This is a genomic window from Parabacteroides sp. AT13, assembly GCF_002272965.1.
In the GTDB taxonomy this organism is placed as follows: Bacteria; Bacteroidota; Bacteroidia; order Bacteroidales; family Tannerellaceae; genus Parabacteroides; species Parabacteroides distasonis.
Map to the genome: position 1 here is coordinate 1,223,594 of NZ_NQMH01000002.1, position 23,012 is coordinate 1,246,605.

At 46.5% G+C, this 23,012-nt stretch carries 16 protein-coding genes; 7 read left to right on the forward strand and 9 right to left on the reverse strand.

The genetic code is table 11. From position 1 onward, the window contains the following. Nucleotides 1-54: 54 nt before the first annotated feature. The 7 genes from CI959_RS19460 to CI959_RS19490 form a co-directional block, all read right to left on the reverse strand. Nucleotides 55-1,926, reverse strand: coding sequence for a TonB-dependent siderophore receptor (locus CI959_RS19460; RefSeq protein WP_057316919.1), 1,872 nt, complete (start codon nucleotides 1,924-1,926; stop codon nucleotides 55-57). A 92-nt stretch (nucleotides 1,927-2,018) separates the two neighbouring features. Continuing rightward, entirely contained in the window at nucleotides 2,019-2,420 is a 402-nt protein-coding gene (nikR, locus tag CI959_RS19465; protein WP_005857797.1) for a nickel-responsive transcriptional regulator NikR, read from the reverse strand. Between the two features lie 91 nt (nucleotides 2,421-2,511). Next, nucleotides 2,512-4,107 carry a SusD/RagB family nutrient-binding outer membrane lipoprotein gene (locus CI959_RS19470; RefSeq protein WP_005857799.1) on the reverse strand — a complete coding sequence of 532 codons (1,596 nt, stop codon included), beginning with the start codon at nucleotides 4,105-4,107 and terminating at the stop codon, nucleotides 2,512-2,514. A 4-nt stretch (nucleotides 4,108-4,111) separates the two neighbouring features. Further along, the gene (locus tag CI959_RS19475; protein ID WP_005857801.1) at nucleotides 4,112-7,417 is read right to left on the reverse strand and encodes a SusC/RagA family TonB-linked outer membrane protein; all 3,306 of its coding nucleotides are present in this window, start codon (nucleotides 7,415-7,417) and stop codon (nucleotides 4,112-4,114) included. Nucleotides 7,418-7,587: 170 nt separating this feature from the next. After that, nucleotides 7,588-9,252: a SusD/RagB family nutrient-binding outer membrane lipoprotein gene (locus tag CI959_RS19480; RefSeq protein ID WP_005857803.1), complete on the reverse strand. Its 1,665-nt coding sequence runs from the start codon at nucleotides 9,250-9,252 to the stop codon at nucleotides 7,588-7,590. A 29-nt stretch (nucleotides 9,253-9,281) separates the two neighbouring features. Next, a complete protein-coding gene (locus tag CI959_RS19485; protein ID WP_034526911.1) occupies nucleotides 9,282-12,464 on the reverse strand; it encodes a TonB-dependent receptor in 3,183 nt (1,060 codons plus the stop codon). A gap of 165 nt (nucleotides 12,465-12,629) precedes the next feature. Beyond that, entirely contained in the window at nucleotides 12,630-13,649 is a 1,020-nt protein-coding gene (locus tag CI959_RS19490) for a FecR family protein (RefSeq protein WP_095231513.1), read from the reverse strand. Nucleotides 13,650-13,809: 160 nt separating this feature from the next. Here CI959_RS19490 and CI959_RS19495 point away from each other — a divergent pair, with 160 nt between their 5' ends. From CI959_RS19495 to CI959_RS19505, 3 genes are all read left to right on the forward strand, one after another. Then, nucleotides 13,810-14,178, forward strand: a complete 369-nt coding sequence (locus tag CI959_RS19495; protein ID WP_005857809.1) for a DUF488 domain-containing protein — start codon at nucleotides 13,810-13,812, stop codon at nucleotides 14,176-14,178. A gap of 14 nt (nucleotides 14,179-14,192) precedes the next feature. Next, a complete protein-coding gene (gene gpmA, locus CI959_RS19500) occupies nucleotides 14,193-14,939 on the forward strand; it encodes a 2,3-diphosphoglycerate-dependent phosphoglycerate mutase (RefSeq protein ID WP_005857811.1) in 747 nt (248 codons plus the stop codon). A 66-nt stretch (nucleotides 14,940-15,005) separates the two neighbouring features. Then, nucleotides 15,006-15,578 (forward strand): RNA polymerase sigma-70 factor, encoded by a 573-nt coding sequence (locus tag CI959_RS19505; RefSeq protein ID WP_005857830.1) that lies wholly within the window; start codon nucleotides 15,006-15,008, stop codon nucleotides 15,576-15,578. Nucleotides 15,579-15,628: 50 nt separating this feature from the next. Here the strand turns inward: CI959_RS19505 and CI959_RS19510 are convergent, their stop codons facing one another. Beyond that, on the reverse strand, nucleotides 15,629-16,564 hold the full coding sequence (locus CI959_RS19510; protein WP_005857832.1) for a sugar phosphate isomerase/epimerase: 936 nt from the start codon (nucleotides 16,562-16,564) through the stop codon (nucleotides 15,629-15,631). A 118-nt stretch (nucleotides 16,565-16,682) separates the two neighbouring features. Then, nucleotides 16,683-18,116 carry an aspartate ammonia-lyase gene (locus CI959_RS19515; protein WP_005863095.1) on the reverse strand — a complete coding sequence of 478 codons (1,434 nt, stop codon included), beginning with the start codon at nucleotides 18,114-18,116 and terminating at the stop codon, nucleotides 16,683-16,685. A 451-nt stretch (nucleotides 18,117-18,567) separates the two neighbouring features. Here CI959_RS19515 and trpB point away from each other — a divergent pair, with 451 nt between their 5' ends. The 4 genes from trpB (at nucleotide 18,568) to trpD (ending at nucleotide 23,006) form a co-directional block, all read left to right on the forward strand. After that, entirely contained in the window at nucleotides 18,568-19,752 is a 1,185-nt protein-coding gene (trpB, locus tag CI959_RS19520) for a tryptophan synthase subunit beta (RefSeq protein WP_009275007.1), read from the forward strand. After that, nucleotides 19,749-21,152 (forward strand): anthranilate synthase component I family protein, encoded by a 1,404-nt coding sequence (locus CI959_RS19525; protein ID WP_005857838.1) that lies wholly within the window; start codon nucleotides 19,749-19,751, stop codon nucleotides 21,150-21,152. The genes trpB and CI959_RS19525 overlap by 4 nt, the downstream gene beginning before the upstream one ends. 122 nt (nucleotides 21,153-21,274) lie before the next feature. Continuing rightward, nucleotides 21,275-21,841 carry an aminodeoxychorismate/anthranilate synthase component II gene (locus tag CI959_RS19530; protein WP_005857839.1) on the forward strand — a complete coding sequence of 189 codons (567 nt, stop codon included), beginning with the start codon at nucleotides 21,275-21,277 and terminating at the stop codon, nucleotides 21,839-21,841. 169 nt (nucleotides 21,842-22,010) lie between these two features. After that, complete coding sequence (gene trpD / locus CI959_RS19535; protein WP_009275005.1) at nucleotides 22,011-23,006, forward strand: anthranilate phosphoribosyltransferase; 996 nt, start codon at nucleotides 22,011-22,013, stop codon at nucleotides 23,004-23,006. Nucleotides 23,007-23,012: the final 6 nt, after the last annotated feature.

Sequence of the window (23,012 nt, forward strand, 5' to 3'; positions counted from 1 at the left end):
GACATAAAATTCAAGGAGATATGAGTATTCGAGGAAGTTCTTTTTCTACCCACGCTAGAAAGTAACATCTATACCTCCCATGAATATCGCCTTCGGCATCGGGAATCCTTCGTTGATGGAATAACGGGTAGCCGTTAAATTCTCTCCTTTGACAAATAGATTCAAGCCTTTATCACGTGTACCGAAACGGTAGGCTGCCTTCGCATTCAGAACCGTGTAATCCTCTTTCACCTTGTCCGCCGTATTGATATAAAGGTCGAAAATGGATTGTACGTTCACGTTGAAAGTGAAACGTCCCGGGGCATACATCACGCCAGCGAAAAACTTATGCGCCGGAGCCGCCAGCAGGGCCTTGCTCGTATGCAAATAGCTATAGTTCATATCGAGGCTTAAATTCTTGAGAATCTGGTAGCGGGAATCGAACTCGATACCTTTATTGGTAAAAGTACCCGTATTGACATTCTTAGGGCGTCCGTCTATACGTGTCGTCTCGATCATATCTTGCCCGTCGATAAAAAAGGCGGTCAACTCCGTAAACAAGTTGCCATCCAAGAATGTCTGTCCGATGGATACCTCGTAGTTCATCATGCGCTCCGGTTTCAAATCTGGGTTCTGAGGCGGGAACATGTACATCTCCCGTATATTCGGACTCCGGAAGCCTTTCGACAAAGAAGCCTTTATCACGTTTCCCTCGAACGGACGTACCGTGAAGCCGGCCTGCGGAATCCACTCGCCGCCGAAGATACTGTTATGCTCATAACGAACCCCGGCGTTCAAACTTACCTTGTCAAATAGATCCTGCTGCATGATAACGTATCCGGCTACCTCGTTTACGGTCTTATTCACCAACTCATTCTGGTTGCCATTGATACTATCCTGCCATGCGTTACCACCCCAGTTCTTGTAATCGATACCGACCGTAAAACTATTCCCTTTCACCAAGCGGAAAGACTGATAAAGCAAGAAACCGGCGTTATGATCGTCCGAATAAAACAGATAAGGATTAGGCGTCCCGCCCGGATTATACCCATCATCAATCCTATGATGGCCCCAGTTGTAGAAAGCACGAAGGGCACCACTTGTCTTCCCGTAATTATTTTCTAAAACGAAGGAGGTAGTACCTCGCAGGATATTCATTATATTATCGATAAGCGGATTTGTTATCTCTCCCGGGTTCTGGTTCTTGAACTTAGCTAAGCTTACGTCTCCCGTCACCTTATAATGATCATCAATCTTATATCCTAACTTAGCGAAACCATTCGTGATATGAAACTTCGAATCCGGACGATGTCCATCCGTGCGGTCATGATTCAATGAGATATAACTACTAAAGTTACCGATATTGTACCCATTATTAATCATATACTTCTGGGTGTTATACGAGCCGTACATGATACGGGCTTGTGTACGTCGTCCCGGCTGATTATGCTGGCGGGTAATGATATTCACGACACCTCCCATAGCGTTCGAACCGTATAATAAGGCACCCGGACCACGGATCACCTCCACCCTTTCCACGTCCGAAGCCACATAGGTATCCGGAAGCGAATGGCCGAATATACCGGCCCATTGAGGCTGTCCGTCGAACAACATCAAGACCTTATTACCCTGTCCGACACCCCGGATATTAACCGTCCCGGCCGCTCCCTCGGAAACGCCGAAACCTGTAATCCCTTTTTCCGTGACAAACAGCCCGGGTACTCGCTCCGACAATACGGGAAGCAACGCCGATTCACTGCTAGCCTCAATCTCCTCCCGTTCGATGACCGAGATAGATAATGGCACACTGTTCCGGTTCACATGGATCTTGTTGGCGGAAACCACCACCCCTTTCAAATTGATCAGACTGTCAATCTCTGCCGGATCTATCGCAAACGCCATGGAGCCTATCAACAGTCCGGAAACTAGTAAAAGTTCTTTTCTCATATACTACTTACATCTATAATATTTATCATTTTAAACATCCCGTAGTGGCACGTTTACCAAAAAACGTGTTACCAAGCCCGCAAAAAAAAGCATTAATCCGCCCGGCTCATCACCAACTTACCATGCTTAATGCCTTTGATTGTCGTCAACTTATCCGACAATTCTGTCAAGCGGTGAGCCGTTCCCATCACCGTCACTATATGCAAGCAAAAATTCTGATTGATATAATACTGGGAAGACGACAAAATCACATCCTTATAATTTTGTTGGATACCCGTGATTTTCAATGAGATCTCTTTCTTGACTTGGTCATACATGATCACGATCGTCCCGGCTACGATATGGTTGCATTGCCATTTACGTTCGGCTACATTCTTCTCTATCAGAAAACGAATCGCCTGCGAACGATTGGCGAAACCATTCTCATTCACATATTGATCCAATGATTCCAACAGATTGTCTTCCAAAGAGACACCAAAACGTTTTAAAGACATAAAACCCTTTTTTTATAATTTTCGATGTCAAAGGTAGTATTTTTTAGGGGAATCTCGGTATTATATTGGCAGGAAGAGGAAAAATTAGTCGTTAATCACGAAAATTCACTCCGGTATCCCACCATAAACGAGTACCTCCGGTATCCGGACCTCCCAGATACTCACACAAGGCGGAATACTGAGCCGGGTTACCGGAAATAATGCTAACCGGGAAATTCAAGCGACGAATCATCGTTCGCGTATCGATCTTTCCATTGCTTTTATTCACCAAAACCGGGAACAAACGAGGATAACCGGTACGCCTCTGCTCCGCCCAAGCCTCACAGCCCTCGGGGTAACAAGCGATCCATTTTTGGGTAATAATCTTCTCCAGCTTGGTCTCCCTAGAGGCTTCTTCATCCCATGCCGGAGACACCAAGCAAAGCGCCTTCGCCGAATACTCGGGAGTAAACGTATCCACGAAATCGGCGGCTACATGATCACTCCGCAAATAAGCATTGGCCTCTCCTACCCTCCATTGGCTGAACGATGATCGTACGCCTTGCTCATAGCAAGTCCCGGCGTCCTCCCCGGACCAGCCCCGCAAGGCTGCCTCCGCACGTAAGAACCAAACTTCCGCGGGCGTCATTAAGATAGCGTCCGTTTTCTGGGTAATCGTGCTTCTCGAATGCTCACTATAGCGGGAATGATTAAATCCTGTCCCTTGCCGGATTCCCCGGTACTCCCCGGAATATCCCTGTCCGGTAGCAGGCTCAAAATAACGAGATAACCGAGGGTCTTTATATCCCTTAAGGATCGATTCCATATTAGCGTTCATAAAAACCTCTCCCCACGCCTTATTGATCTCCCCTAGCGGATTCGAGTAGCCGGTTCCGGCGGTAGAAACTGCGACGACCTCATAAGCCTCCTCCAACAAACCGGCTGGATGTGTCAGCGACTTATGCGCCTCATCCCTCGCCTTATCAGGGTCGGCCATAGCGATACGAATCGCCAAGCGCAAACGTAATGAGTTGGCGAAACGCATCCATTCCCCAAACGTCCTGTAATTCGCCGGCATAATCATATCGAAACGAGAAAAGGTTTCCTCTCCATCATATTCAGACAGCAGGTGAATAGCCTCCCCCAAATCCCGGAAAAAAGCATAATAAGCGTCTTTCTGGGAATCCGGCATTACCCCGGCATCCGACTCCCCGAACTTCGTATACACGATCGGGCCATAATAATCCGAGATCCGATGCATGACCTCTACTTTCAGTATTTTAGCGATCGCATAGAAAGCCGGATATTTATCACGGGAATGATCTTCCGTCTGCTTTATCTCCGTCATGATATATCCATACGTATTATCCCACATCGTGCCATTCCAGCCATCCTGCAAATTATAGACCGTATTTCCCAATCCGGCGTTGAAGGGTTTAAAATCATGCATATAACCGGAAAACATATCCGCGTTCAGATTTTGCATCGTCTGGAAATGCCAGTTCTTGCCACTCCCCCAATCATAATTAAAATAAATCCCCATCTGGACTACCTTTAGCCAGACACCGAACGTATTATAATCATACGTTTTCTGCTCATCGGTAAAACCCGTATTATCGGTATTATACTCCTCGAATTTACCCGTACAGGAAAAAAGGAGTAATACGGCCAACAGACCTGCCATCTTATTCAGAAATCTCGTCTTCATACGCTTAGAATGAAAGTTTCACATTAAAGCCGACACTTCTCGTAGTCGGTATCCCGAATATATCGATCCCTTGATTGCTATTGCTCGCCGAAAGGACGGCATCCGGATCAAATGGAGCCTTTTTATAAATAAAGAACAGATTCCGGGCGACAAAAGACAGTTCCGCCTTTTTAACAAATTGTTTCCTTCCCAACAATCTCTTCGGTAGCGTATATCCCAAAGATAACTCCCGCAAACGGATATTGGTAGCATCGTACATATAATATTCAGTCACACCGTTTCGTCCTCCCACCTGCTCATAAAATCCTTTTATGTTATAAATATGATGCCCTTCCAAATCCACATACCCCATCGTACGGGTCTCTCCGGAAACCTTACTCACTCCCGTTTGGTCAAGCACAGCCTGAGTCTGGGCCAGTACATCTCCCCCAAAATGCCCGTCAATCAAGAAATAGAACGAGAAATCCTTATACGTGAAACTATTTCCCCAACCCAATAAGAACGCCGGATTGCAATTCCCCACCTTAGCCGTATTCCCGCTGCCGATCTCTTGGGGCAAGCCGTCCCGACCATACACGATCGCGCCATATTTATCCCGCTCAAAAGCTTTCCCATAGATATCACCAAACGAGCCACCTTCCACCAAACGCATCGTATAGCTAGAGGAGAATCCTTCATCTCCTTGAATAAAGCTAGCCAAATCATCATGTAGTTTCTTTACTTCATTTTTATTCCGGGAAAAGTTGAGTGTCGTATTCCATTTAAACTGATTCGTTAAGATAGGAACCGCACCAAGCGTCAATTCCACTCCCATATTCTGTATATTTCCCGCATTCACAAAATAATACTTGTATGCGGCTCCAGCGGAAGAAGGCAAAGAGAAGAGTTGATTTTTCGTATTGGTCTTATAGAACGTAAGATCCACGTCCATACGATAATCAAAGAATTTCCATTCGGTACCTATCTCAAAAGAGCTGCTCATCTCCGGCTTCAAGGTACCGAACGGAGCCGTATCATTCGGCTGGGGAATCCCGCCCGCGGCGATATGGCCTACCGTATTGCTAACGAATAAGGGTATATCATTACCCACCTTACTCCAAGAAGCCCGTACTTTCCCAAAAGATATCAAGGATGGCATCGAGAAGGATTTAGGGATAATCCAAGAAAGACCGACTGAAGGATAGAAAAAACCTCTTGATTTACGTTCCGTAAACGCAAGGGTAGATGACCAGTCATTACGTGCGGTCACATCTAAGTAAAGGCTTTCCTTATATCCCAACTGCGCCATAGCAAAAAAGGATTGCATTTGCCGGCGCGCGTCATCCGACTCCTCAATGTAGGCACTGGACGACATGTTAATATTAGCGATCGTAAAGACATTCGGATAATACAAGGAAGCCGTTTTCGAATCCAGCCTCAACGCACTGGTGCGTGTGTCCGTTATGCTCGTACCGATAGCGGCGTTCAAGGAGAAATCATCCCAGCTTTTATTCAATTTGGCCATCAAGTCCCCATAGAGCAACGTAGTCTGGTAGGTGTAATAAATGTAACGCCCGTTCTCACCGGCGATACCCGGAGAGGTAGAAGCGTATATTTCCTGCTGATACTTATCATTCACATAATCGATATTTCCACGGCCCTGTAACGTAAGCCAATCTGTTACCTTGAAACTAGCGGAAGCCAACGCCAACACACGGGCACGTTTGTCCTCGTTTTCCGTACGGTTGACCAACCAATAAGGATTTTGCTCAAAATCAGTAATCGTAGTATACCAGTTCTGGACGTTCATATTCCGTTTCTCGTTATATACCTCAAAGTTCTCCTTATAAGGCGCCATATCCATCCCTCTAGGAAACGTGTATAAACCTTGTAACGGGTTCATATAAAATCCCCCGGCCGTAGGTTTTCCTTTGATTGTTTGGAGTATCAAGTTTACCTGCCCCTCCAAGATCAAACGATCATCAAAGAAAGAAGAACTTTCACGGAGATTAAAATTATGCTTGCTTAAATTATTCTTAGGAACGATACCCCGTGCGGTCGTATTGGCATACGAGAAATAATTTTGCACATGGCTATTCCCTGCCGTAAATATCAATGAGTTAATAGCGGTAATACCCGTCTGGAAGAAATCGCCGACAGGGTCATAGACCGGAAGAGAAGCCCAGTCTCCCCAACAAGTTTCCGCCCCTTCCATCCGTCCAAACTCATTCTGAAACTTGGGGAGACTGATCGCTTGATCGACAGTCAGCGACGAGGAGAAATGAATATTCCGTACCCCGGCCTTACCTTTTTTCGTTTTGATCAAGATCACACCGTTCGCCGCTTGTCCCCCATACAACGCAGAGGCCGAAGCCCCTTTCAAGACACTCAAACTCTCTATATCATCGGGATTTAGATTAGAGATACCATCTCCCGCATCCCGGTTGCCGGCATCGGCCGTACCTCCGATCGTTGTCAAGGCTTGCTCACTGCTAATGCTCAAGATCGGGACACCGTCTATCACATACAAAGGCTGGTTATTTCCGGACGCGGAACGACTACCTCGAATAATCACCCGGGACGAGCTACCCAGACCGGCGGAAGTCCGGTTAATCTGGAGTCCGGCCATCTTTCCGGAAAGCGTACTCATAAAATTAAAATCCTTGGCCCTTACCAATTCCCCACCTGTGATTAACTGGGTGGCATAAGGCAAGGAAGATTCTTTCTTCTCGATACCAAGAGCCGTAACGACTACCTCGTCCAAAATCTGGGCGTCATCCTCCAACTGCACATTCAATGACAATTGCCCCTCATACTCAATTTCCCGTGAACGATAACCGATATAAGAAAAAACCAAAGTAGCCTCCTCGGGAAGCTCCAAGACAAAGCTGCCATCCATATCCGTAATCGTACCGTTTCTCGTTCCTTTCTCCACCACATTCACGCAAGCAATAGGCTCTCCTTTGTGGTCGGTCACGATACCTTTTACCTTACCATCCAGCTTTTGTTGCATTTGGATTATCGCCTCTTTCTTATTCAAGATGATCTGGTCATTCATGACCGTATAGACGATCTCCGTGTTCTTAAACAATAAATTTAAGATCTCGAAAACCGAACGCCCGGATAAAGGTTTACGCACTTTCTCCGATAAATTGATCACCTGAGCGTCATAAATAAAAGAATAATTGGTTTGGCTCTCGATCTCATCCAAAGCGCCTGCCAAGCTAACCGGAGCGGAGATACGAATATAGGATTCCGAACGTTCCTGTTGGGCGTCCAGCGGGAATATACATAATAATAGTAGAATGAAGATATAAATATATAATTTCATAATTTACACACACAATTTATCATGGGTAAATGTAAGAATTATTATCTAATACTATTCAATTATTACAAAAAATTCTCGTTTGGAGTACTGTTCTTCGCAGATAAGTATCTCCAAACGAGAATAACCATCAACTTCTGTTAAAGCCCAATATAATCAATCTGTCTGTCTGTTTATTTAGAAGATGTGCAATAGTTGGAATTCTTATCCCACCAAATCGGGGTCGAAACCACATCACCTTTCCCACCTAACATGGATTTGCCTTTCTCATATTCAGCAGCATTTACCAATTGCTCTTTCATCGGGTATTTCATACGTTTGATGAAATTTTGAGGATTCAAGATATTTGTATCACTATTATTGTATACAGCTTGATCTCGATAAACAGCCACATCCAAACGAGGCAAGTTCAAACGACGCTTGTCATTCCAAGCTTCCTGCGCCAAATCTGGAAGTCCGGCGATATATTTCTGCGTGATGATCTTTTCTAAAGCCGTATTGCCCGCGCCTTGTTGATCGTCATATTTCGCACTGGTACCAGCCTCATTCTTTTCCGTGGAAGCCAAATACTCCTCAACATCACCCGATACACCCCAAGTCTCGAAGGAAGCACGTACACCTGCCTCGTAAGCAGCTTTAGCATCACCGGCGACCAAATTACGGGCGAACAACTCAGCTTTCAAGAAATCAACTTCCTCAGAAAGGAACATGTCATAAGGACGAGATTTATACGGAGCACCATCCTTAATAATAAAGCCCATCTCTGCACATTGCTTAGACTGATAAATACCAGTATTCGCCTCCTCGGCTTTCGCACCGTATACCAAACCCTTCCAATCACCATTCTCAATACCCGGCTGGAACATCTTCGGGGCACGAGGGTCTACCTTAGCGGGATGTACATTCGATACCGCAACTCCGGATGTCTGGTTTACCACGCCGGCAGGCCAATCGATATTACCGATATTAGTCACTAATTTCTCAAATGACTTGGACATACAGATCGGACCGCTCCAAGTAATCTGGAACATCGTATAGTTATAGTCTTGTCCCCAAGAACCATCCGCTTTTGGAGGCATATAAGCGTTATCGGCCTTACTTGAGATCAAGCCACAAGGGGATGTCAAAGCGGCATTTGCCTCAGCGACACATTTCTCTCGATCCACCTCAGATAGACGAACAGCGAAACGAAGACGCAAGGAGTTTCCAAATTTTTTCCAAAGAGAAACGTCATTCTTATAGACCAAGTCGATACCTGCATCCGAGAATATAGGCTCAGCGCTATCGCTGAAGCTATTCAACGCCTCATCCAATTCCGTGAAATATTCATAATAGATATCCTTCACCGATTTATAAGGAGGATTATCTTCTACGGTAGCATAGGCCGGGAAAGGCATCGGACCAAACTTATCCGCAGCCTGGCTATGGATATACACACGCCAGATACGAGCGAAAGCGATCGTATTAGCATATAAGTCCTTATCTTTTTCCATCAAACTACGGATCACGATATTGATAGAGGAAATCTGTGTCAGATACGCTTGCCATGTTAAATTGTTCCACTCGTCATTTTGGATATAATTCTTAGTTGCCCAGCCACCGCCATCGATCAACATTTGAGAGTAGAAATCAATTTGCAAAGGCTTCAAGCGTTGTTCCACATCACCATCGATAATCATCCCACCACGTAGCGTAGAGGCCAATCGAGGTTCGTTCATATTGTAATTTACATCATCTGTCGGCTTATCCGGGTTCTCATTTATACCTGTCAGGTCGCAACTAGTCACACCCAGCATCATAAACGAACAAGCTGCTAATATCTTTATACTACTTTTCATAATAATTCCATTTTTAGATTTATGTTTCATTAAAATGCCAGATTAATATTGAAACCTAAGCTTCTCATAGTAGGCATAGAACCGTACTCGATACCTTGAGCGTTACCAGATGTATAAGCAGCCTCCGGGTCGAATCCCTTTGTCTTACTATAAATCATGAACAAGTTACGAGCCACGAAACTCAAGCGAGCGGAAGTAAATGGAGTTTTCGCCAACATCGTTCTCGGGAAATTATAACCCAAACTCAACTCACGTAAACGGATGTTTGTCGCATCGTACATATAAGCCTCTGTCACGTTATTGCTAGAAAGACCATTCCAATAAGCTTGAGCCGTAATGCTTTTCGTATTGGGAGTACCATCGGCCAATACCCCCGGAACAACCATACCATCACGACCATCCAACGTCATCTCTAAATTACCGGATGAAGCACCCGCACGGATAGATCCCATATACACATCACCGCCATAACGCATATCGAACATGAAGTTCAACACGAAATTCTTATATGACAAGGTATTGCTCCAACCCATCATCCATTTCGGCTGGTTGTTACCCAACAATACCATATCGTCCGTTCTCAAAGGAACACCATCAGCACCGATAATAATGTTGCCGTTATCATCCCGTTGATAAGCGTAACCGTAAATATCTCCATAGGCTCCACCCTCGTGAGCGACGATCTTCAAGAAACTTACTGATGCGTCACTAAGGATCTGCTCTTTCGTATCATCTGTCAATGAAATTACCTTGTTGATATTCTTTGACCAGTTCAACTGAGTATCCCATTGGAAACCACTCTCGGAGATATAAGGAGTAGCGTTAAACGCAACCTCTACACCCTTATTCTCAATATTACCGGCGTTGATCATCTTTTTCTTGAACCCTGTAGCGGAAGGAACATCGATCTTTAAGATCTGGTCTTTGGCGTTCTTTTTATAATACGCTACGTCGACACCAACCCTATTCTCAAACGCCTTCAACTCAAGGCCTAACTCCCAAGAGTTGATCGTCTCATTCTTTAAATTTGGATTTGCCATCCAATCCTCGTTGCTGGCATTAAAAATACCCCCTTTAATATCATAACTGATATTATAATAGTCACGCAGCATATAAGCGTCCGTATCATTACCTACCTGAGCCCAAGACGCACGGATCTTACCGAAAGAAAGAATACCCGTGTTATGCCCCATCTTATTCAACATTTGGGTGAAAATCCAGCTAACACCTACCGATGGGTAGAAATAAGAGTCATTGTCTTTCGGAAGTGTTGAAGACCAGTCATTACGAGCGGTTAAGTCCAAATACAAATAGTCGTCCCAAGACAATGATGCCGTAGCATATAGCGAGTTGATTTGTTTACGGTTGCGAGTATACTCACCACCATGTGTCTTACCGTTGGCGATCGCATGGAAATCGGGAATCACAAACTCACCGGATGATTCCTTGTACCATGTAGAATTACGGTACATCATATTACCACCTACCGTACCTACGATACCGAATCGATCCCAGTTGCCTTTAGCAGTCAATAAGAAATCGGAGTTGATCTCGGTGAATTTCTCCATATTGGCAGTCATGCTACCGTTGTTCTCCCAATACGGGTTACCTGTCGCACGAATCGTCTCATACTGGATGGTGTAATTATCCATACCAGAGCGAAGCTTCAAGCTCAACCAATCCGTAAACGTGAAATCCAAGGCCGCGAATCCGATAAAACGGTCTTTCTTATCCTTGTTCGTATTGCGGTAAGCGGACCAATACGGGTTATTGGCGTTGGCTCCTGTGTCGATCAGATAACCAGCGGGCTTTCCGTCCGCACGTTTCCAATCATTATCTTTATAGGCGTCATAGTCAGAGAAGCCCACACTTCGAGGCATACTTAAATAGTTAAGGAAGATATTATCCGGGTCGCCCGCTAATTTCACACGGTTGTTCGTATGCTGGCTTACATAATTGACCTTCACGTCAGCCGATAACCATTTAGACAGCTTAGCCGTAGAACGCAAATTAATAGACGTACGATCCATTCCGCTATTCGGGACAACCCCCTTATTATCCAAGCGTGTCACACCGGCACGGAAAGTGATATCCTCGGAGCTCTTACTCAAATCCACGCTATTCGTCCAAGTGGTACCAGTGCGCAAAAAGTCCTTGTACAGATTATTATCTCTAGCCGCATAGCGATGAGATCCCATCGCCATATCCTTAGGAGAACCATCCATAACGGCACCCCAACTCGTCGCTTTATTATTATCGAAAGCGCCGTCGATACCTTGTCCGTATACATCTTGGAACTTCGGAGTTTGCATCGGGTTCTCAGCCGTGAAATTCGAGTTGATACTTACGCCCCAACCTTTATTCTGGCTACCTTTCTTAGTCGTGATCATCACGACACCGTTACCTGCACGGCTACCATACAACGCCGCGGCTGCCGGGCCTTTCAATACGGACATACTCTCGATATCATCCGGGGAGATATCAGAGATACCGGAACCTTTATCCACGTTACCGTTACCCCAATAGTCATCCGTACCACCGCTAAAGTTATCGATAGGTACACCGTCCACAACGATCAACGGCTGGTTATTACCAGTAATAGAGTTATTACCACGAATCACGATACGAGAGGAACCACCGACACCGGTACCATTTTGCTTGATCTGCAAACCTGCTACCTTACCAGCCAAAGCGTTGGCCACGTTAGCATCACGGGTTTGCGTCAGGGACTCACCTTTCAATTCAGACATAGAATATCCCAAAGCCTTTTTCTCACGCTTGATACCCAAAGCGGTTACCACGACTTCATCCAAGGCTTGCGTATCATCGACCAATTGAACCTCGATAGAAGGTTGTCCGGTAAAGACGATCTCTTGCGTATTAAAACCGATATAGGAAACTTGTAAAGTCGCATTGATAGGAACATCCAACTCGAAACGGCCATCCATATCCGTGATGGTACCGTTGGTAGTTCCTTTGACAATTACGTTAGCACCGATAATAGCCTCGCCCGTTTTGTCCGTAACGACACCGACTGCTTTTCGTGTCTGTTGTTGAGCGTTTAAGACTGTGACTTCATGCGTGTTCTCTGCGAAAACCATGGCCGGTACCAAACAGAATGCGCATACCCCCATGTTAATCATTAACGGAATTTTTCGAAAAAGAGAATAACTATTCCCCCTTAAAGCATTTAAGGTTACAATTTTATTCATATTTTTGTAGTGTTACTATTTATAATAAAGTTATTTGTAGCTGCGCCAACAGCTCTTCTTGACTTTTCGTACGGGAGAATACGCCAATATTCTTCCGTATGTTTTTAATCCTTGTTTATTCTTTCTTCATGGGCAGACGTATTTTAGAAGGTTACACATTATTTCTCATTTTGATATTTCCACGACTGAGGTTCCCGATCCACTGTCCTTAACGGTAGGTTTATGTATCGCATACTGGATTCCCGACGCCAATTTCAGGTATTCCAATACTTGAGGCAATTGCTCGTCCTTGAAACGGGCTGTTATTATGGACTTGAGTATCTCGTTATCTTTTACCTCGAATACTACATGATAATGACGTTCCAGCGTTTTCAATACTTTATCCATCGGATGGTTCCTGAAGATAATCTCCCCGTTCTTCCAAGCCGTGTCATATTCGGTATTCACGCCGAACACCTTGATCTTGCCAGCGCCCTTTTGATACTCGGCTTTCTCGTTTGGCTTCAACATCTGTGTCATTCGCTTTCCTCCGGACACGACGTTCAGCTTTACCGATCCCTCTACCAAGGTGGTCTCTATCATACTCTCGTCTTTGTAAGCGGATACATTGAAAGAAGTTCCCAACACCTCTACCGAGTAATCTTTATCCGCTTTCACAATAAAAGGCTTATGGGCATTCTTCGTCACCTCGAAATATCCTTGTCCGGTTAATTCCACCGTACGGGTATCCGCATTGAAGTCCGAAGGATATCTCAATTCGCTATTGGCATTCAGCCAAACCTTAGAACCGTCAGGTAAATCGAACGCCGAAACCACCCCAGGATTCGTGCGTACGGCTAGCGTACGCACGTTCCCTTGACCCTGCTGTATGAACAAATAAGCGGATAAAAGAAAGACTGGAATGAATAACACGGCCGCAGCCCGTTGAATAACACCTAACACTTGTCTTAAAGCTAATCTTTTCTCTTTCTTATGGATTCTTGATTTAAAACGAGACAACGCCTCGTCCGGGTTCACGGTCCGCATGACTTTTAGGCGACTTGCCACTTGAGTCGTAAAATAGACCTGCTCCAACAGTTTCTCGTTTTCTAGAGAGGCGGCCCGCCAGTTTTTCACCTCCGCAGCTTCCTCCTCGGTCAACATCCCATTGATGTATCGGATCAATATGTCTTCGTTTATTTCCATTTTTTCTTGTTTCTATAATTAATACAGTTGAGACAAAAGATGTACTAAACAAAAAAACGATTTTTTTCAAGAAAATTGAATAATGGCAAAAATACCGTTCCTAAAGAAAGGCTCAACAATATCCCTCTTTCTACTGTTTTACCACAAAATGAGACTTCTAATGGTAAAGATTCTTTTAAAACGGATTTATGAGGAGCCAAGTGAGGCGGATGGTTATCGCATTCTTCTCGACAGGCTATGGCCCAGAGGACTGAAGAAAGAGGATGCGAAGTTTGACGAATGGAGAAAAGACATCACTCCATCCAAGGAGTTACGCCAATGGTTCCACGAGGATAAAGACAGGCATTGGGAAGTATTCCAAGGTCGCTACGGGATGGAGATCAAGCAGAACCCGGATTTCATTCCTTTCTTACGAGAGATCGAGAAGCATCCGGTTGTCACTTTCCTCACGGCAGCGAAGGATGTACAACATAGTCATCTACCTATATTAAAAGAAGTCATCGAGGATTTCGAAAAAAACAAATCATAAAAATAAAAAGACCTATGAAAAGTATCGTATTGCTTCGCCACGGCGAAAGTATATGGAATAAAGAGAACCGGTTCACCGGTTGGACCGATGTGGATTTGACAGAAAAAGGCGTGGCCGAAGCTTATAGGGCCGGCAACCTATTGAAAGAAAAAGGATATGTGTTCAATAAAGCCTATACCTCTTATTTAAAACGGGCCGTCAAAACCTTGAATTGTGTATTGGATCGCATGGACCAAGACTGGATCCCGGTGGAGAAGAGCTGGAGGCTGAACGAGAAACATTACGGATCGCTACAAGGGTTGAACAAGAGCGAGACCGCCCAAAAGTATGGAGACGAGCAGGTCTTGATCTGGCGTCGCAGTTACGATATAGCCCCGCTTCCCCTATCGGAAGACGACCCTCGTAACCCTCGCTTCGATATCCGCTACAAAGACGTGCCGGATAAAGAGTTGCCCCGTACGGAATCCTTGAAAGATACGGTTGAGCGGATTCTCCCTTATTGGAAAGAGGTTATCTTCCCGACGCTCCGGACCGCCGACCAGATCCTTGTCGCCGCTCACGGAAACAGCTTGCGGGGAATCATCAAATATTTAAAAAACATCTCCGATGAAGAGATCGTTCATCTGAATCTCCCGACAGCCGTTCCATACGTGTTCGAGTTCGATGATGACTTGAAACTCGTGAATGATTATTTCCTTGGCGACCCGGAGGAAATCAAGAAACTCATGGAAGCCGTAGCCAACCAAGGAAAGAAAAAGTAGCGGGATTCATGCCTCTTATCCGGAATTATTCATTAAGTTTGCAACCAAACAAACTTAAACACTATTGTGGACGAGAACGCAGAACGAATTTCACTAGAACTTATCGCAGGAGACGAACAAGCGTTTGACACCGTGTACAAACAATATTACCGGGGATTGTGCGCCTTCGCCTCCCAATATGTAACAGTACCAGAATCGGAGGAGATCGTACAAGACGTGATGATGTGGCTGTGGGAAAACCGAAAATCCCTAGTAGCGGACATGTCCCTGAAATCACTCCTCTTCACCATTGTCCGCAATAAATGCCTCAATACGATCAGCCACATACAGGTTAAGCAACAAGTGCACGAGAGATTGTACGCCAAGTTCCAAGAGCAATTCGAGAATCCTGATTTTTATATAGGAGAACTGATGGCCTTGGCCTCCAAGGCCATCCGGGAGCTCCCGGATGAATACCGTAAGGCATTCGAGATGAACCGTTTCGAGGAAATGACCTACAACGAGATCGCCGAGCGGACAGGCGTATCCCCCAAAACAATCGCATACCGCATCTCTCAAGCGCTCAAGATATTACGGACGAAATTAAAGGACTATATCCCTTTATTGGTATGGCTGCTTTACGAACAAACACGCTCATAACGGAGGAAGCATCCTACCGCCATGAGCGTTTTTTTAATGAGTCAAAAGACTTATTTCACGAACGGTGCTTTCAATAAATAATCCACGCAGCCTTTCACGCCCTCAAACTGGGAACGTCCGTCAGGCATACCCTCCAACTCCACGAAATAATCCTTGATTCCATTCGCGTAAGCTTGCCGGAATATATTCTCGAAATTCATCATCCCGGACTCGCCTAGAATAGCACGGTCCTTGATGTGCAATACCTTAATACGGTTCGGATATTTCTTCAACCACTCTATCGGATCTTGTTGTCCCATCACGGCCCAATAAACATCCATCTCGAAAAATACAAGCGAAGGATCAGTATTCTTCAAGAACAACTCATAGATGCAATCTCCTTTCACACGCCTTCCCAGCTTGGCCTCCGTACTACCCGGATTTACCTTGGCGAACTCCATCTCATGGTTGTGATAGCCGAAAGGAATACCGGCCGCTTTCACTATCTTACCCGCCTCGTTAAAAATCTCGCAGACGAAAGCGGTTTCCTCGGTGCTACGGGTACTCGGTTGCCCGGGCTGGATCAAGTACTTCACGCCTAGTTTGGCATGGTCATCAGCCGTCTTCTTCCAATACTCGGAGATCTGGGAGCGATTGGCCTTCGTGTACTCACGTACCGGAGGATTCACGTGGGAACTGGTGATCTTCAATCCGGCATCATCCACCATCTTCTTGAATTCCATCATGTCTACACCGCCGATCTTGCCTTCCTTGTAACCGGCCAATTCCAGATTCGTGTACCCCATTTGCTTGATCTTTTTCAATCCACCGGGTACATCCGCATAAAGTTCCTTGCCTAAAGAATAGATTTGTAAACCAACTGTCTTAGCGGCCATCGTTTCAGAAGTGACAGGTTTAGCCGCATCTGCGCTCCCGACCTTTCCGGCCATCAGGCCACCCAAGGTGAAAAGGGACGCATTCTTTAAAAAATCTCGTCTATTTATCATGATTATTAGAATTAAGTCAGTCCAAAGATAGAGATTATAATCTAAAAAAAGACCGCATAGGATGGAAAAATCCACCTATACGGTCCACAAATGGTATACATTATATAATAGGACTCGATTAACGGCGAGGCTTGATATCCAACTTCACCGGCTTGATCATATTCTCCGGGCTTAAGATCGTATCCAATTCCTCCTTGGTCAAGATACCATGATCCAGTACCAATTGATAAACGCTAACGCCGGTCTCCAACGCCTCCTTCGCGATCTTGGTCGAGTTCTTATAGCCGATTACCGGATTCAAGGCCGTCACCACGCCGATGCTATGATGTACCTCCTCACGGCAACGATCCTCGTTAGCGATAATACCGTCCACGCAACGGGTACGCAAGGTATCGAAACCATTGATCAGCAAATCCACGGACTCGAAGCAGCATTGTGCCATCACCGGCTCCATGGCGTTCAGCTCCATCTGGGCGGCTTCCCCGGCCATGGTCACACATAATTCATTACCCATTACCTTATAAGCGATCTGGTTCATCACCTCCGGGATCACAGGATTCACCTTACCCGGCATGATAGAAGAACCCGGCTGCATAGCAGGCAAGTTAAACTCACCCAAACCGCAACGAGGACCGCTTGCCAACAAGCGAAGGTCATTACATATCTTATTCATCTTCACGCAAACCCGCTTCATGGCGGAAGCATAGCCTACCAAGCAAGAAGTATCCGAGGTAGCTCCTACCAAATCGGAGGAGAGACGGATATCCCATCCGGTTATCTCACGTAAAGCCGCGATACATTTCTCCGCGTATCCCGGCTCGGCACAAATACCCGTACCGATAGCGGTAGCTCCCATATTAACCACCAAGAAATCGGCGGCGGCCTCATTCAAGTGAGCGATCTCATCCTGCAAGATGCTGGCGAAGCCATTAAAGGTCTGCCCCAACGTCATAGGTACGGCATCCTCCAACTGCGTACGTCCCATCTTGATAATCTGCGAGAACTCCTCTCCTTTCTTACGGAAAGAGGCAATCAATTCCTCCAAATGGGGAAGCAATTGAAGATGCTTAAAATACATACCGATATGGATAGCGGTCGGATATGCGTCGTTCGTGGATTGCGAGCAGTTCACATGGTCGTTCGGTGAGCAGTATTGGTATTCACCCCGCTCATGCCCCATCAGCTCCAAGGCACGGTTGGCGATCACCTCATTCGCGTTCATATTCGTAGTGGTACCCGCTCCGCCTTGGATCATATCCACCGGGAACTGGTCGTGATGTTTACCATCGAGAATCTCCCCACAAGCGGCGATGATAGCGTCTTTTTGCTCTACGGTAAGCAAGCCTAATTCAAAGTTAGCCATGGCAGCCGCCATTTTTGTTATAGCTAATCCTTTAATGAATAAAGGATATTCGCTCAAACGGAATTTACTGATTGAGAAATTCTCGATTCCTCTCAAGGTTTGAACTCCGTATAATGCTTCGGCGGGGATTTCACGAGCGCCGATCAAATCGCTCTCTATGCGAGTTTTTCCAGTTAATTTAGTATCCATATTAGAAATATTAATCGTTTTTTATTGTTTCCGCAAAGGTAGAAACTATTATTTTGAAAGCAAATTATTCTTCGAAATAATAAAAACAAATACCAAAAACGCCAATACACGTCTATACAAGGCTCAATAAATTACAATTTGTCAATAGAGCAGTTTTAATAGACCTTCTGATCTTTTTTATCTCATTCATAAAAAAAACACGATTTTATTTGCTGTTTGTCAAAGATTCCATATATTTGCTGCCGTAATAACAAAACAGAGTCATGAGAACATTCGTAGTAAATACATATTGGTGGTGGCGCTCCGTACAACTCAAAAGGTCGTAAGGAACGAAGACTCGTATGTATATATAAACACTACATAAAGATATAAAGAGGTCTGTCGCACTTGCGGCAGGCCTCTTTTCTTTTTATGGCAAATTCAAAAGGAAAATAACTAAAATAGATAAAAGATGAAAACGTATCAAGTTGACAAGAATGGTTACTATGGTGAGTTCGGCGGGGCCTATGTTCCCGAGATCCTTCATCAATGCGTGGAAAATTTACAGAATACCTATCTGCAAGTGTTGGAGAGCGATAGCTTCAAGGAAGAGTTCGATCAGTTATTGCGTGATTATGTAGGCCGCCCCTCCCCTCTTTACTTGGCCAAACGGTTGAGCGAGAAATACGGATGCAATATCTATTTGAAACGGGAAGACTTGAACCATACCGGAGCACATAAGATCAACAATACGATCGGCCAGATCCTCCTAGCCCGCCGCATGGGGAAGACCCGTATCATCGCCGAGACGGGTGCCGGACAGCATGGAGTGGCTACGGCTACGGTATGTGCCTTGATGAATATGGAATGTATCGTTTATATGGGGAAGACAGACGTGGAACGCCAACATGCCAACGTACAGAAGATGGAGATGCTGGGAGCTACCGTCGTGCCCGTGACCTCGGGAAACATGACCTTGAAAGACGCCACGAACGAGGCGATCCGTGACTGGTGCTGTCATCCTTCGGATACGTATTATATTATCGGTTCTACGGTAGGCCCCCATCCTTATCCGGATATGGTAGCCCGGCTGCAATCCGTTATCAGCGAGGAGATCAAGAAGCAACTGCTGGAGAAGGAAGGAAGGGATCACCCGGATTACCTGATCGCCTGCGTAGGCGGGGGAAGTAACGCCGCCGGTACGATCTATCATTTCGTGGACGACGAGCGGGTGAAGATCGTCTTGGCCGAGGCCGGCGGCAAGGGCATCCACTCCGGCATGAGCGCCGCCACGATCCAATTGGGTAAAGAGGGCATCATCCACGGGGCACGTACCTTGGTCATGCAGAACGAGGACGGACAGATCGAGGAACCTTATTCTGTTTCCGCCGGCTTGGATTACCCGGGCATCGGCCCGATCCACGCGAACCTCTCCGTAGAGCACCGTGCGCAAATCCTAGCGGTCGATGATGACGAGGCGTTGGAGGCTGCTTTCGAGTTGACCCGTTTGGAAGGAATCATCCCGGCCTTGGAAAGCGCCCATGCCTTGGGAGCCTTGGCCAAGGTAAACTTCAAGCCGGAAGACGTGGTGGTACTGACTGTCTCGGGCCGTGGCGATAAAGATATGGACACTTACATTAATTATAAATTATCATGAATTATTCTTTCAAAACGATAAGCAAGAAGGTGATGGGCGACCTTCACACTCCCGTAAGCATCTATCTGAAAGTGCGGGATATCTACCCGGAATCGGCCCTGTTGGAAAGCTCGGACTTCCACGGAAACGAGAATAGCCTTTCCTTTATAGCGCTCCGCCCCTTGGCGAGCATCGGTATCAACAACGGGGAATGCACGGCTACCTTCCCGGACGAGACCCGTGAGGTTACCCCGCTCACCGAAGACTATAACGTACCCGAGGCGATGAACGCTTTCCTCGGCCGCTTCAAGGTGGAGGGAGCGGACAAGAAGGTCTGCGGATTATTCGGCTACACGGCTTTCGATGCCGTCCGTTATTTCGAGAACATCCCGGTCATGGAAGTTCATCACGAGGAGAACGACGCCCCCGATATGCTATACATATTATATAAGTATATCCTTGTCTTCAATCATTTCAAGAACGAGTTGACCCTAGTGGAGATGCTCCAAGAGGACGAGGCTAGCCGGCTGGAAGAAATCGAGACATTGATCGAGAACCGTAACTTCGCCTCCTATAACTTCCAGACAGCGGGTCCCGAGACCTCCCCGATCACCGGCGAGGAATACAAGGCGATGGTCCGCCAAGGCATCAAGCACTGCCTCAGGGGAGATGTCTTCCAGATCGTATTGAGCCGTCGCTTCGAGCAACCGTTCAAGGGAGACGACTTCAAGGTGTACCGGGCTCTTCGCAGCATCAATCCCTCTCCTTATTTGTTCTACTTCGATTTCGGAGGTTTCCGTATCTTCGGCTCTTCCCCCGAGACGCATTGCAAGGTAACGGGCAGACACGCCAGCATCGACCCGATCGCCGGGACCGCTTTCCGTACCGGTAATATCGAGGTAGACAAACAACGTACCGAGGCCCTGCTAGCCGACCCCAAGGAGAACGCCGAGCACGTGATGCTGGTAGACCTCGCCCGCAACGACCTAAGCCGGAACGCCCACGACGTGCAAGTGGATTTCTATAAGGAGGTACAATACTACAGCCACGTCATCCACCTCGTATCCCGTGTGAGCGGCGAGATCAACGCCGATAGCGACCCGGTAAAGACCTACGTCGATACCTTCCCCGCCGGCACGTTGAGCGGAGCCCCCAAAGTACGGGCCATGCAACTGATCACCGACATCGAGCATCATAACCGGGGTGCTTACGGCGGCTGTATCGGCTTTATCGGTCTGGATGGTGATTTGAACCAAGCGATCACGATCCGTACCTTCGTCAGCCGTGGCAACGTACTTTACTATCAGGCGGGAGCCGGGATCGTGGCTAAGAGCAACGATGAGCGTGAATTGCAAGAGGTAAACAATAAGCTGGGAGCCTTGAAGAAGGCGATAGATCTAGCGGAGAAATTAATCAATTGATTATCCGGTTGTAGAGACGGGGCGTGCCCCGTCTCCCACAGTCTGATAGTATTTTAAGTTACCATTTTGAAAGGATGAGACGGGGCACGCCCCGTCTCTACAACAACAACAATATATATAAAATGAAGATATTATTATTTGATAATTACGATTCCTTCACCTACAATTTGCTACATATATTGAAGGAACTGGGTGCGGATGTAGAGGTACACCGCAACGACAAGATCTCCTTGGAAGAGATAGAGCGTTTCGATAAGATCTTACTATCCCCGGGACCGGGCATCCCCGAGGAAGCCGGCATCCTCCTCCCCTTGATCCGCCGGTACGCCCCGACAAAGAGCATCCTAGGTGTCTGCCTAGGCGAGCAGGCCATCGGCGAGGCATTCGGCGCCACATTGATAAACCTTACCGACGTGCATCACGGCGTTTGCTCCGATATACGGATTGTCGCTAAAGATCCTATCTTCGAGGGACTGGAACCGGGTATACGTGTTGGGCGTTATCATTCTTGGGCGGTCTCCAAGGAAAACTTCCCGGATTGTCTGGAAATCACGGCGGTCGATACGGAAGAAGGACAGATCATGGGCTTGCGCCATCGTGAGTACAATGTACGAGGTATCCAATTCCATCCGGAATCCGTGTTGACACCCAAAGGGAAGACAATTATAGAGAACTGGCTGAAACGCTAATTACCTCCTAAGGCACTTATAGTTTCTTCCTAACGAAACATCAGTTTCTCTATGGTGAAACTAATGTTTCTCAAGCAAGAAACAAGAGTTTTCCCCTAGAGAAACAAAAGTTTTTCGATAAAGAAATATCGCAAAACTGCAATATTTTATCATTCAACACATTACAGACATGAAGCAAATATTATACAGATTATTCGAGCACCAATATCTAGGCCGGGAAGAAGCCCGGAATATCCTCCAGAATATAGCGGAGGGACGCTACAACGATTCCCAGATCGCCAGTCTGATCACCGTATTTCTGATGCGCAGTATCTCCGTAGAGGAATTGACCGGATTCCGAGAAGCTTTGCTGGAGATGCGTGTACCGGTAGATCTAAGCGAATACAAGCCGATCGATATCGTAGGTACCGGAGGCGACGGGAAAAACACGTTCAACATCAGTACCTGTTCCTGTTTCGTAGTGGCCGGTGCCGGTTACAATGTCGTAAAGCACGGTAACTACGGGGCTACCTCGGTGAGCGGCGCCAGCAACGTGATGGAGCAACACGGCGTAAAATTCACGAACGATATCGGTAAACTACGTACCTCCATGGATACCTGTCATATCGCCTACCTCCACGCACCCTTGTTCAACCCGGCGCTGAAAGCGGTAGCTCCGGTACGGAAGAGCCTCGGCGTGCGCAGCTTCTTCAATATGCTCGGCCCGCTGGTCAACCCGGTCATGCCTACTTACCAATTGTTAGGCGTATATAACCTCCCGCTACTCCGCCTATATAATTATACGTACCAAGAGAGCGGCACTCGCTTTGCCGTGGTACATAGCTTGGACGGTTACGACGAGATCTCCCTCACGGCCGATTTCAAGGTAGCCATGCCGGAGAAAGAGAAACTTTATACCCCGGAGATGCTCGGATTCAAACGTTGCACGGAAGCGGACCTCGACGGCGGCGAGACCCCGGAGGAAGCGGCCCGTATCTTCGACGCCGTATTAGGGAACAAGGCTACAGAGGCCCAAAAGAGCTGCGTGATCGCCAACTCCGCCTTCGCCATCCAAGTGATCTGTCCTGAGAAAAAGATCGAGACGTGTATCGCCGAGGCACGTGAATCACTGGAAAGCGGAAAAGCATTGGCTACATTCCGTAAATTTATATCTTTGAACCATTGATAAAGA

Coding starts and splice junctions, on each gene's coding strand:
- CI959_RS19510 (WP_005857832.1), bottom strand. CDS start 16,564: ATGATAAATAGACGAGATTTTTTAAAGAATGCGTCCCTTTTCACCTTG.
- nikR (WP_005857797.1), bottom strand. CDS start 2,420: ATGTCTTTAAAACGTTTTGGTGTCTCTTTGGAAGACAATCTGTTGGAA.
- CI959_RS19470 (WP_005857799.1), bottom strand. CDS start 4,107: ATGAAGACGAGATTTCTGAATAAGATGGCAGGTCTGTTGGCCGTATTA.
- CI959_RS19530 (WP_005857839.1), top strand. CDS start 21,275: ATGAAGATATTATTATTTGATAATTACGATTCCTTCACCTACAATTTG.
- CI959_RS19485 (WP_034526911.1), bottom strand. CDS start 12,464: ATGAATAAAATTGTAACCTTAAATGCTTTAAGGGGGAATAGTTATTCT.
- CI959_RS19475 (WP_005857801.1), bottom strand. CDS start 7,417: ATGAAATTATATATTTATATCTTCATTCTACTATTATTATGTATATTC.
- gpmA (WP_005857811.1), top strand. CDS start 14,193: ATGAAAAGTATCGTATTGCTTCGCCACGGCGAAAGTATATGGAATAAA.
- CI959_RS19490 (WP_095231513.1), bottom strand. CDS start 13,649: ATGGAAATAAACGAAGACATATTGATCCGATACATCAATGGGATGTTG.
- CI959_RS19525 (WP_005857838.1), top strand. CDS start 19,749: ATGAATTATTCTTTCAAAACGATAAGCAAGAAGGTGATGGGCGACCTT.
- trpB (WP_009275007.1), top strand. CDS start 18,568: ATGAAAACGTATCAAGTTGACAAGAATGGTTACTATGGTGAGTTCGGC.
- CI959_RS19495 (WP_005857809.1), top strand. CDS start 13,810: ATGGTAAAGATTCTTTTAAAACGGATTTATGAGGAGCCAAGTGAGGCG.
- CI959_RS19460 (WP_057316919.1), bottom strand. CDS start 1,926: ATGAGAAAAGAACTTTTACTAGTTTCCGGACTGTTGATAGGCTCCATG.
- CI959_RS19515 (WP_005863095.1), bottom strand. CDS start 18,116: ATGGATACTAAATTAACTGGAAAAACTCGCATAGAGAGCGATTTGATC.
- CI959_RS19480 (WP_005857803.1), bottom strand. CDS start 9,252: ATGAAAAGTAGTATAAAGATATTAGCAGCTTGTTCGTTTATGATGCTG.
- trpD (WP_009275005.1), top strand. CDS start 22,011: ATGAAGCAAATATTATACAGATTATTCGAGCACCAATATCTAGGCCGG.